The following is an 11,104-nucleotide window of genomic DNA, read 5'->3' on the forward strand; positions in this document are numbered from 1 at the left end:
GGGGAAATACTATGAAAAAAATCGTAAGCATATTGATATTGGGAAGTGCTGTATTGACATCACAAAGTCATGCAGGTTTTGGAACACTCAGTGGTCTGGCCTCAAAAGTAGTGGAGACAACAACAGGTACATCTTCACAAAATCTGGATTTAGCCGGTTTTTTTAAGCAGGCACAAGCAACCAATGCCATGTTTATTCAGAGTCGTACAGCATTGGCAACCTTATTTGCTGAGCGAAAAGACAGCGAAGAACTGAAAACCAAGTTGAATAGCTTGAAAACCACTTCTGATGTCAAAGAAAAAGAAGCGATCCAGAAAGAAATTACCAAGCTAACCAATGCGGTTCTGGAAGCTTCGAAAAAAGATGAAGCTGCGACACTTGAGCGTATTAATGCATTAAATACCAGCCAGAAACAGCATTTAATGAACTCACTGACAAACTTTGCCATTGCTGGTCTGTCTGCACGCGAACTGGTCGTAAATAGTAAGCAGGTGTCTATGCAATTGCTGAGCAATCCAAGTACTATCAGCAATAGTGGCATGTCTTTTATGGATGCCAAAGGTCTGCTTAGCGATGTCACCGGCATTGCCAAAAACTCGACTATGGCATTGGTTGAGTATCCACAACTGATGAAAAAAGCTGGCTTGAACTTTAAGGCCCCAGAATCTGCTGCAGCAAAACCTGTCGATATTTCAGATTCAATTTAAGACAGATAAAGCTAGCCTGTTTTCGAACAGGCTTTCTTTTTTTATCTAGCGACGTAAAATGAAAAAAGTCAAACTGTTTTCAAGAGCTTTCCATTGTCGCGTAATATTCACATTTATTTGCAAAAAATAGATCAGTTCTTTTCAATGGAACTTCATCAATCACGTGTAGAGCAAATCAAATTTCGTAAACGTGCGATCTATGCCTATCGTAACCAATTGCTTTCAGATCAACTTAATTATTTTATCCAGTCTTCAGATTTTAGCATTACTGAATTCGGCAAACCCTATCTCCACACTCATCCAGACTTCAACTTTAACCATAGCCATAGTCAAAATTTCTATGCTCTGGCAACGAGCAATAATGTCCAAAATTTGGGAATTGATATTGAAGAGCTGAGCCGTAAGGTTCGATTTGAAGCCATGGCACAACATGCCTTTCATCCTGAAGAGCTTAAACAGTGGCAGGCACTGGACTATGATTCCGAATACTGGTTTAAGGTCTGGACCACCAAGGAAGCTGTATTAAAGGCCTCAGGACTGGGCATACGCATCAACCTGAATGAGTTAAATACCCAGATTCATCCAGATCAGAATGGTGGAAGATGTGAACATCCAGAGATCGGCGTCTATGCCTATCAAAATTATAATATGGCAGGATGTATGCTCACCGTGGCCTGGCAAAGTGAGCATTCATACAAGGGTTTCAGATTTCCGCTAATCCAGATTCATCAATCTGTTTAAATCAGCAGAGTAGAAATAGACTCTATTGTCTGGCAATCAACAGGTTGCTGATTCGGTTCACAAACTGTGGACTCATACGTGATAGATGAAATAAAAATTTACTTTTTAATCCAACCGGATGGTGCGTAGCGTGCCAGATGGAATCTTTAAGCTGTACCAGTTTTAGAATATCCTGTGCGACATCCTCTGCTTTCAAATGTACCCCCATTTTTTTAATACTTTCTGCCTGCATATCTTTCACCATGGCTGTACTGACGAAAAGTGGCATCACATCAAGCACCCGAATCCCATAGGGTTGCCATTCAATATCCAGACTTTCAGTCAGACCGCGCACGGCAAATTTACTGGTCGCATAAGAGGCTAAATCGGCCTGTCCATAAATGGCGGATGCCGAAGATAAATTAATGACACGAGCAAAGGAAGATTCTTTTAAATAAGGGAAAGTGGCATGACAGCCATTGAGGAGACCTTTAACATTAATATCCAGCGTGCGATGATGCGCTGCAATTGTGGTGTCTTCAAAAGGCCCTGAATATAAAATTCCGGCATTATTTACCAGAATGTTGATTTCACCGGCCCAGGCTGAAAACTCCGCCAAAGCTGTTTCCCAGGAAGCATAGTCTGCCACATCCAGAAAGCCAGCTTTGGCATGTTCGCCCAGTTGCTGGGCCAGCTGTTCGGCCTGTGCCACATTGATATCATAAATACCGACTTTATAGCCGTGCTGGTAAAATAGCATGGCTGTCGCGGCGCCAATTCCTTGTGCTGCCCCACTAATCAATATACTGTGCATGTGCTTGATCTCCTTATTGTCTTTTTTTCTTGAGCATAACAAGAAACAGGCAGATTGACGCGACTATTTGGTAAAGAAGAGGTTTTAAAAGTGGAACAATTGCTTAATATCATGCGTGAATTACGTGAAAAATGTCCATGGGATCAGCAGCAGACTCCCGAATCTCTGACCCAATATGCGATTGAAGAAGCTTATGAAGTAGAAGCTGCGGTACGTTCTGGAAATGTTGACGAGATTCGCGATGAGCTGGGCGATCTGCTGTTACAGGTTGTTCCAGTCGCAAATGTACAGCGAGCAGGGCGCTTTTGATTTTCAGGATGTGGTGCAGGCCATTAGCGACAAACTCATCCGCCGTCATCCGCATGTATTTCAGGCTGAACAGTTTGTAAAATTGAGCCCGGAAGATGTCTCTCAGCTCTGGCAAGAAATTAAACAGCAAGAAAAGCAGGGCAAGCCACGTTCCCGTTTAGATGAAATCAAGCATGCACCGGCCTTGGTACAGGCAGATGAAATCCAGAAAAATGTCGCAAAAATCGGCTTTGATTTTCCCGATGTCACTGGGGCATATGACAAAGTAGAAGAAGAGCTGGCCGAGTTAAAAGAAGCTTTGGCAAGCCAGAATTCCGATGAAATACAGGAAGAATTTGGTGACTGCTTATTTTCTCTGGTCAATGTTGGCCGTAAACTTGGAATCTCGAGTGAAATGGCATTATTAGGCACGATCCATAAATTTCGTACTCGATTTGCCTTGATGGAACATCAGGCGGAAAAACAACAACTCAATATAGACCGCTTGTCACTGGCTGAATTGGATCAGCTCTGGGAACAGGCCAAATTAGAATTAAAACAAAGAGCGGCGCATGAACAAACAACAACATCGAACAAGTCCGGCGTGGATTAATCTTCTTCTGGGTTTATGGCTAGGCTATATTGCTATTGGAACTGCACATGCAACTGCGACCGATTATATGGAATGGAAGACCAGACAACAGCAACATGATGCGCGGCTCAAACAACAGAATGCATCGACTAAAGCAGATCACTATCTGGCAAAACCGGCACTTTCGGTACAAGCGACAGGTGATAGAATTAGTTTAAATAGTGCAAATATTGAACAATTGCAACAGTTGCATGGCGTGGGACAAAAGAAAGCCCAAGCCATTGTTGAGTATCGGCAGAAAAATGGGAAATTTAAAAGCATTGAAGATATTCAGCTGGTCAAAGGCATTGGGCCGGCATTATTTGCCAAAAACAAGGCCAGACTCGCGTTGTGAATAGACTGAATTGATGCTGAATACAAAATCAATCTGAGCGGCAGGATTGACATAATCAAATTGCCCTTTAGTCGTGTAAGCGATATGATTAGCGTCATCTTGGAATTTTACGTTCAGACGTAGGAGACAGCGTCTTTTGCAAACTTTGCGCGCGTCAAAATGTGGTTTATCAACCGCTCAATTACCTTCTTATATTCTCGATGTGATTGATGCCTTAAATAAGGCAGGCTATGAAGCTTATATCGTGGGTGGTGGTGTTCGAGATCTGATGTTAGGTTTGAATCCTAAAGATTTCGATGCAGTCACCAATGCAACCCCGGCTCAGGTCAAGGAAGTATTCGGACGACGTTGTCGAATTATCGGACGGCGTTTTGAACTGGCGCATGTCTATTCAGGGCGGGAACTGGTCGAAGTGGCCACCTTCCGTGCACCTCCAAAAAAAGCAGTCACCTCGGCCGCGGGGATGATTCTGCGTGATAATAACTGGGGCAGCATCGAGCAGGATTTTGCCCGTCGCGACTTCTCGATCAATGCAATGTATTACCAGCCGCGTAAAGCGATTGTGCTGGATTTCTGCAATGCTGTAGATGATATTCACAGCAAAACTTTACGTTTGCTCGGTGATCCGGCCTTAAGATTTGAAGAAGATCCGGTGCGGATGTTACGTACCTTACGTTTTGCTGCCAAATTGAATTTCAATATTGATGAAGCAATTCTGGATATCTTTACCCCGGAAATGACCCAGCTGCTGCGTGATGTCTCTCCGCATCGACTCTATGATGAATCACAAAAGTTATTCACCATGGGGCATCTGAATCGTGTGTTGCCCATGCTGATTGATTTCGGAATCTGGCATCAGCTGTTCGCCGATATCAAAGCTGAAATCACGCCGTTTATGGAGCGTGCCGCGAAAAATACCGATCAGCGTATTTCGATTGGCAAGACCATCAATCCTGCATTTTTCTACGCGGTACTGTTATGGCAGCCATTCCTCGAGCGTTGTGAGTTTTATCTGAATAAAGGCGTGGTCGCAGCAGAAGCACGTGCCCAAGCGGGTCTGGATGTTTTGAAACGTCAGGCAACCCGAACCATTATTCCTCGCTTCGCCGAGACTTTCATTCGTGAAGTCTGGGAAATGCAGACCCGTTTACTGAATCCAAAACCGCAACAAATTGAGGCCTTGTCTAGTCATGCGCGCTTCCGTGCCGGATTTGACTTTTTGCTGTTGCGCGAAAAATCAGGCGATGCAACGGCGCAAGGCATGGGCAGTTGGTGGGATGCTTACCAGCAAATGAGCGGTGATGAGAAAGAACGGGCGATTAGCCAGTATAACCGTCAGCGTGCCAAGAGCCGTCGTAAGGCGAGTCAAGAAGAACATCTGGAACAGAAACTGACCCAGCAGCAAGATCTTGCCGAGATTGAGCCTTTAGTCAATGAACCTGAACCACGTAACCGCCGGGTGCGTAAAGCCAAGTTTGAAGATAAGGCGAAAACCCTGTCACATGTGGCAGCCAGTGCCAGTGGTGAAATTGGCGCAGATCATCCGATTATGAAACGTAAGCGGGTGCAACGTGATTTAAGCCAGGTGGTGTTTGGGCCAACACAATGATCGTGACGTATATTGGCCTGGGCAGTAACCTCGGCGATTCACGCCAGATTTTGGCAGAAGCTGTACAGAAACTGGCGACATTGGGTCAGGTGAAAACTTCGCATCTGTATCAAAGTCCACCGATGGGACCACAGGATCAGCCAAACTATCTGAATGCAGTGGTGCAGTTAAATACTGATCTGGCAGCGTTAGAGCTCCTCGATCGTCTGCAAGCCTTCGAGCAGGAAGCCGGTCGGGTACGTTTGCGTCATTGGGGCGAGCGTACGCTGGATCTGGACTTGCTGATCTACGGAGATGAACAGATACAAAATCAACGCCTGACTGTACCGCATGTCGGCGTGTTAGAGCGTGATTTCGTACTCATTCCGTTGCTGGACATTGATGCTGAAATACAGGTTCATGCTACATCCTTAAAAGACCTGGACATCGTCAAGCAATCGACCTTAACGGTACTCGATGACACGAACTGGGCAAATATTTAATTTTTGAGTTATGGGTATGTTCGCGAGAACTTCAATCATAGAGGAACATCTTCATGGTCAGTCTGAGTGACTTAAGACGCTTCAAAGCAGATGGACGCAAATTTTCATGTCTGACTTGCTATGATGCCAGTATGGCCAAAGCCATGGAAATTGCAGAAGTAGACAGTATTCTGATTGGCGACTCTTTGGGAATGTCAATTCAGGGCCGCGATTCGACTTTGCCAGTGACTGTTGCAGATATGGCCTATCATACCGCTGCGGTACGCCGTGGTAACCAGCATGCCTTTATCATGACTGACTTGCCGTTTATGAGTTATGCCACCTTAAATGATGCCTTGCAAAGTTCCAAAACCGTGATGCAGGCCGGTGCGCAAATGGTGAAAATGGAAGGCGGTGCATGGCTGGCAGAAACCGTGCAGGTGCTGACCCGTAACGGTATTCCAGTCTGTGTGCACTTGGGATTAACGCCGCAATCGGTACATGTCTTTGGCGGTTATAAGCTGCAAGCCCGTACCCGTGCAGCAGCGGATCAACTGATTGCAGACTGTAAAGCAGTGGTTGATGCAGGTGCTGCACTGTTACTGCTGGAATGTGTACCGGCACAATTGGGTCAGGAAATCACAGAACTGTTTCCACAAATTCCGGTGATTGGCATTGGCGCAGGCGCAGCCACTGATGGTCAGGTCTTGGTAGTACAAGACATGCTGGGTTTAACCTTTGGCCATACTGCAAAATTTGTCCGTAATTTTATGCAGGAACAATCGGGTGCTACTGCCATTCTGGATGCTTTTAAAGCTTACCATGCTGCAGTTTTAGATGGATCTTTCCCGGCACCCGCACAAACTTTTCAGGTTGAATTGTAAGATGAAAACAGAAACCACCATTCAGGGACTCGCGGCCTCACTTAATCCGGCACGTGCCAACCGCAAGATTATTGGTTTTGTGCCCACCATGGGCAATCTGCATCAGGGTCATTTAAATCTGGTACGTGAAGCGCGTAAGCTGTGTGATGTGGTGGTGGTCAGTATCTTTGTCAATCCGATCCAGTTTGGACCCAATGAAGATTTTGATAACTACCCGCGTACGCTGGAGCAGGACCAGCAGCTTTTGGCAGACGTCGGTTGTGATATCGTCTTCGCGCCAACGGTTGAGCAAATGTATGGCAAAAAACCGCGTCTGACCAATATCAGTGTCTCTGACATTACTGATGACTTGTGTGGTTTGCAGCGCCCCGGCCATTTTGATGGTGTGGCGGTGGTGGTGACCAAATTGTTTAACATTGTTCAGCCAAACTATGCTTTCTTTGGGCAAAAAGATTATCAGCAGTTGGCAGTGATTCGCCAGTTTGTACAAGACCTGAATATTCCATTAGAAGTGATTGGCGTGCCAATTGCCCGTGCAGAAGATGGTTTAGCCTTAAGTTCTCGAAATGGTTACCTAAGCCAAGAGCATCGTGCAATCGCACCGGTCATTTATCAAAGCTTACAAAAGGCTGAACAGCAGCTCCATGCTGCGATTGAACTGGATACGGTATTGGCCGAGCTTCGCCAGACTTTAACAGATGTCGGGTTTGTCGTAGACTATGTTGAAGCACGAACGCCAGAATTAAAAAAAATTCATACGTTTAATCAAGATGTTGTGTTATTTGTAGCTGCAAAGATAGGTAATACACGTCTGATCGATAACCTGCAGGTCAAATACACTGCCGGATAGGATGAAAGGGTAGCATGTATGAAGCGCATTTTAATTGTCACGGGACAATCTGGTTCAGGTAAATCATCTGCATTGCAGGTGCTTGAGGATCTGGGTTATTACTGTATTGATAATCTGCCTTTGGCATTGCTTCCCGAAATCGTGGCGAAACTGCACAGTGAGAACAATCTGGAACAGTTGGCTTTGGGGGTCGATGTACGCAGTACCCGTGCCGATTTGCAAGAATTTGATCATGTGTTCGAGCAGCTACAACAGCATGGCTCGGTTGATATTATCTATCTGACCACGCAGGATCAGGAACTGATTGCGCGCTTTAGTGCCTCGCGTCGGCCGCATCCTCTAGCTTCGCGCTTTAAGAGTCTGAACGAGTGCATTCAGGAAGAAAAAATCCTGCTAATGCCCATCCAGCTGCGTTCTACCGTGCACATTGATACTACAGATAAAAGCGTGCATGACCTGAAACATACCTTATTGACCAAGTTGGGACAGACCGATAACCTGATCCTGATTTTGCAGTCTTTTGGTTATAAGCATGGCATTCCACTGGATGCCGATTATGTCTTTGATGTCCGGCATTTGCCGAATCCGCATTGGGAACTGGAATTACGCAAATTTTCAGGACTCGATCAACCGGTGCAGGAGTTTTTGCAAAAGAGCGATCAGGTCGAAGATATGTTTAATGATATTTACCATTTTCTGGACAAATGGTTGCCAACCTTTTCTGAAGGGCATCGTCATTATATGACTGTGTCAATTGGCTGTACCGGTGGCCAGCATCGTTCTGTTTACATTGTGGATAGACTAAAAAAAGCCCTTGAGGCAAAATGGTCTATTCAAGTCCTCCATCGAGAAATGAAGCACTGGTCATGATTGATACCACTGTTGACGTAATTAATAAACTGGGTTTACATGCACGCGCATCTGGTAAACTTATAGAAGTGACTACCAAATTTCGTTCCAGTATCCAGATTGGAAAAACGGACAAACTGGTAGATGCAAAAAATATCATGTCCTTGCTGATGCTCGGTGCGGGCAAAGGAACAACTTTACGCTTGGTGATTGAAGGAGCGGATGAGGACAAAGCCTTATCTGAAATTCAGGCACTATTTGCAGCAAAATTTTATGAGGCAGATTAATCGTGGCACGTCGACCGAACAGTTTAACTGAAGAAGATTTCGATTCTTTAGAGGGACGCGCAAGTAAAACCGAACAGAAAAAAGCAGTCCAGCGTATGGCGGCTTTGGGTGCACAGCTGGCTGAGCTGAGTGCTAAACAAATTAAAAACTTGCCTGTTGAAGAGCGTTTGATTGAAGCATTGCTCGATGTACAGGAATTTACCTCACATGAAGCACGTCGCCGTCAATTTTCACGTATTGGTAAATTACTGCGCAATGAAAATGAAACGGTGATTTTATCTTATTTAACACCGAAACAAGGTCTTAAAAAGACAGCTCAATTACAGCGTTGGGTGGATCGAATTGTCAAAGATGGAGATCCGGCCATCAATGAATTTACCAAAACCTATAATGCGACAGAGCGTCATACCTTACGTCAACATTATCTTCGGGTACACCGTGACTTAAAGAATCAAGCACCTGAAGAAGAGGTGAATGCTTCTAAATTAAAGCTGTTTAACTATGTGCAGCAAGTGGCGTTGATTTCTGACAATTAAGCAGCCATGTAAAAAAAGCGGTCTTTTTAGGCCGCTTTTTTTATAGCTGTTTTGAGCCGATTGGTTTGACTTAGACATGCATAATCTATAAGCGATCTATCTTAATATTACTGTTCCAGCTTCTAAAATTGGATGAGTGATAAAAAACACAAAATTTCTGCAATTAATTTGTTAATGAATGTAAAATCTTTACAATTCTCAGTGGTGTTTTTGGCCTGTTTTTAGTCGAAATGCTGAGATTTAAATATTTCGTACATTAGAATTGTTAAGATATTTTAAAAAATTAAAAATTAATTCTGAGCATTATTAGGTAGATGAAGCCTGATATTAAATCTGTTTTTAATCATAAGGTCAAACTATATAGTTGAAAAACCATTAACTTTTATTTAAAAGGGGATAAAAATCGATGCTGAGTATTTTTTGGTCAAGAGTGTGTTAAAGTAAATACAAATAAACATGCTTCATTTTAGCTTAGATATTGAGTTTCAAATACTTAAGCAGACTTTTTTTGAAGATTAAATTTTCAAGTTATTCTTAATTAATTAAATATCAGTGCCTTGCGGTTATGAGTGTATTTGGATAGAAACAGGTTAACAAATCCTTTAACCTATAGGTGAGTTTTCATCGTTGAGTAAATATAGAATCTTTGTTATTAATTGTATGAATTTGGTCGGCTGTGTTTTCTATATTCCATAAACATTCAGAGAGGCAGACATGGAACTAAAACTGCTAGAGGTCGGTCAGAATACGGAGCAATTAAGCTCGTGCCGTATATCTCTCATTTTAGGTGTCTATACCTCCAACAACCTATTAGACACCTTTTGTAAGATCGCCCGTAAAGTTTTAAACGTTAAAACCAGCATTATTAGCTTCCACATGGAACCGTATATCTGGTACAGCTGTCCGCGCGGTTTCCGGGCCTTGCATGCCCCGCAGGACGTGAATGTGCCTACGTATCTGCAACAGGCAGATGTCATCGATCAGACGCATCCTGCTTATACAGAATTGTCAAATTATGTGAAAGATCTCGGTGTAGCGCATCAGAGATTAGTCGCCTTTAATTTAAAATCAAGTAGCGGTGTGTCTTTTGGACAGGTCATTTTCTTTGATGATCAGACCGAACTGTTTGATCAGGACGATATTGCCACCATCAAACAATTTGCTGAAAGTTTAGTGATTCGAATCCAACTCAATGAAGAACATACTGAGCTGAAAGAACTATACGAACAGCAATGTGCACAAAACTTTAGTACAACCAAATTTTTTCAGATCATCGCACATGATCTGCGTGCGCCATTTCATGGACTGCTGGGCTTTTCCGAAGTTCTGGCGCAGGAACGTGATACCTTGGATGAGTCCAGTATTCAGAGTATCGCGGATTATTTATATGATAATGCACAATCGACTTATAACCTGCTGGAAAGCTTGCTGACCTGGGCCATGGCCGAGGGCGGACGCTTTGTATATCATCCGATTAATTATGAACTCAAGCAATCCAGTAAAATTGTCTGCAGTGTATTGCACAGTCTGGCGTTGAATAAAAAAATTGAATTAATCGACAATATTCCCGAAGACATTAAAGTCCATGCGGATATCAATATGATTACTTCAGTGATGCAGAATCTGGTCTCCAATGCGCTGAAATTCACTCCGGTTAATCAAGGCGGTAAAGTCATTTTAGAGGCAGAAATGGACGGTGAGCAGGTTAAAATCACCATTCAGGATACCGGTCTGGGCATGACTGAAGAGCAGATACAGAATCTGTTCAAGCCGACGTTGATGGTGAGTGTTCGAGGTACTGCTGAAGAGAAAGGTGCTGGTTTAGGTTTGGTATTGTGCAAGCGCTTTATTGATCTGAATCATGGTCAAATCGCGGTGGATTCTAAAGAAGGTCGAGGTACGACCTTTACGGTGCGTTTGCCAATGGTCACCAATGATCATCAGGCACTGGTGCTTGAAGATCTGCATGCTGAGAAATCCTAAAAGTTGACATCCTCACCTCCCTGAAACGGAGGTGATTCCTACTGCTAGACGCTTATGCCCAAGCGCAAGTATGTTCTTCGCTGCATTTTCGTCCCTGTTATTGGAACTTCCGCATTCACACTCCCATACT

At 43.8% G+C, this 11,104-nt stretch carries 12 protein-coding genes and 2 pseudogenes; 12 read left to right on the forward strand and 2 right to left on the reverse strand.

Annotated elements, in window-relative coordinates:
- The first annotated feature begins 11 nt into the window (after positions 1-11).
- Positions 12-707: a hypothetical protein gene (locus FTT73_RS01480; RefSeq protein WP_005172668.1), complete on the forward strand. Its 696-nt coding sequence runs from the start codon at positions 12-14 to the stop codon at positions 705-707.
- A 144-nt stretch (positions 708-851) separates the two neighbouring features.
- The gene (locus FTT73_RS01485) at positions 852-1,448 is read left to right on the forward strand and encodes a 4'-phosphopantetheinyl transferase superfamily protein (RefSeq protein ID WP_218955673.1); all 597 of its coding nucleotides are present in this window, start codon (positions 852-854) and stop codon (positions 1,446-1,448) included.
- Positions 1,449-1,470: 22 nt separating this feature from the next.
- Here the strand turns inward: FTT73_RS01485 and FTT73_RS01490 are convergent, their stop codons facing one another.
- Entirely contained in the window at positions 1,471-2,241 is a 771-nt protein-coding gene (locus FTT73_RS01490) for an SDR family oxidoreductase (RefSeq protein ID WP_159138482.1), read from the reverse strand.
- 90 nt (positions 2,242-2,331) lie between these two features.
- Between FTT73_RS01490 and mazG the strand changes: the two are divergent.
- The 10 genes and pseudogenes from mazG (at position 2,332) to FTT73_RS01540 (ending at position 10,974) form a co-directional block, all read left to right on the forward strand.
- Positions 2,332-3,142 (forward strand): annotated as a pseudogene (gene mazG / locus FTT73_RS01495) (nucleoside triphosphate pyrophosphohydrolase).
- A complete protein-coding gene (locus tag FTT73_RS01500; protein WP_005172659.1) occupies positions 3,102-3,515 on the forward strand; it encodes a ComEA family DNA-binding protein in 414 nt (137 codons plus the stop codon). Before mazG ends, FTT73_RS01500 begins: the two are co-directional and overlap by 41 nt.
- A 136-nt stretch (positions 3,516-3,651) precedes the next feature.
- Positions 3,652-5,124: a polynucleotide adenylyltransferase PcnB gene (gene pcnB, locus FTT73_RS01505; protein ID WP_005095696.1), complete on the forward strand. Its 1,473-nt coding sequence runs from the start codon at positions 3,652-3,654 to the stop codon at positions 5,122-5,124.
- A complete protein-coding gene (gene folK, locus FTT73_RS01510) occupies positions 5,121-5,606 on the forward strand; it encodes a 2-amino-4-hydroxy-6-hydroxymethyldihydropteridine diphosphokinase (protein WP_005095697.1) in 486 nt (161 codons plus the stop codon). Before pcnB ends, folK begins: the two co-directional genes overlap by 4 nt.
- Before the next feature lie 53 nt (positions 5,607-5,659).
- Positions 5,660-6,469: a 3-methyl-2-oxobutanoate hydroxymethyltransferase gene (gene panB, locus FTT73_RS01515; RefSeq protein ID WP_005095698.1), complete on the forward strand. Its 810-nt coding sequence runs from the start codon at positions 5,660-5,662 to the stop codon at positions 6,467-6,469.
- Between the two features lies 1 nt (position 6,470).
- On the forward strand, positions 6,471-7,319 hold the full coding sequence (gene panC / locus FTT73_RS01520; protein ID WP_100357509.1) for a pantoate--beta-alanine ligase: 849 nt from the start codon (positions 6,471-6,473) through the stop codon (positions 7,317-7,319).
- 18 nt (positions 7,320-7,337) lie between these two features.
- Positions 7,338-8,189, forward strand: a complete 852-nt coding sequence (gene rapZ, locus FTT73_RS01525; RefSeq protein WP_005172647.1) for an RNase adapter RapZ — start codon at positions 7,338-7,340, stop codon at positions 8,187-8,189.
- Positions 8,186-8,455 carry an HPr family phosphocarrier protein gene (locus FTT73_RS01530; RefSeq protein WP_034608740.1) on the forward strand — a complete coding sequence of 90 codons (270 nt, stop codon included), beginning with the start codon at positions 8,186-8,188 and terminating at the stop codon, positions 8,453-8,455. The genes rapZ and FTT73_RS01530 overlap by 4 nt, the downstream gene beginning before the upstream one ends.
- Before the next feature lie 2 nt (positions 8,456-8,457).
- Entirely contained in the window at positions 8,458-8,991 is a 534-nt protein-coding gene (gene yjgA, locus FTT73_RS01535) for a ribosome biogenesis factor YjgA (RefSeq protein WP_005095705.1), read from the forward strand.
- 714 nt (positions 8,992-9,705) lie between these two features.
- The gene (locus FTT73_RS01540) at positions 9,706-10,974 is read left to right on the forward strand and encodes a sensor histidine kinase KdpD (RefSeq protein ID WP_180190906.1); all 1,269 of its coding nucleotides are present in this window, start codon (positions 9,706-9,708) and stop codon (positions 10,972-10,974) included.
- 12 nt (positions 10,975-10,986) lie between these two features.
- Here the strand turns inward: FTT73_RS01540 and FTT73_RS16255 are convergent.
- A pseudogene (locus tag FTT73_RS16255) lies at positions 10,987-11,104 on the reverse strand (RNA-guided endonuclease TnpB family protein); the annotation flags it as partial.

The sequence above is a fragment of the Acinetobacter sp. YH01006 genome, from assembly GCF_013420445.1.
In the GTDB taxonomy this organism is placed as follows: Bacteria; Pseudomonadota; Gammaproteobacteria; order Pseudomonadales; family Moraxellaceae; genus Acinetobacter; species Acinetobacter pseudolwoffii.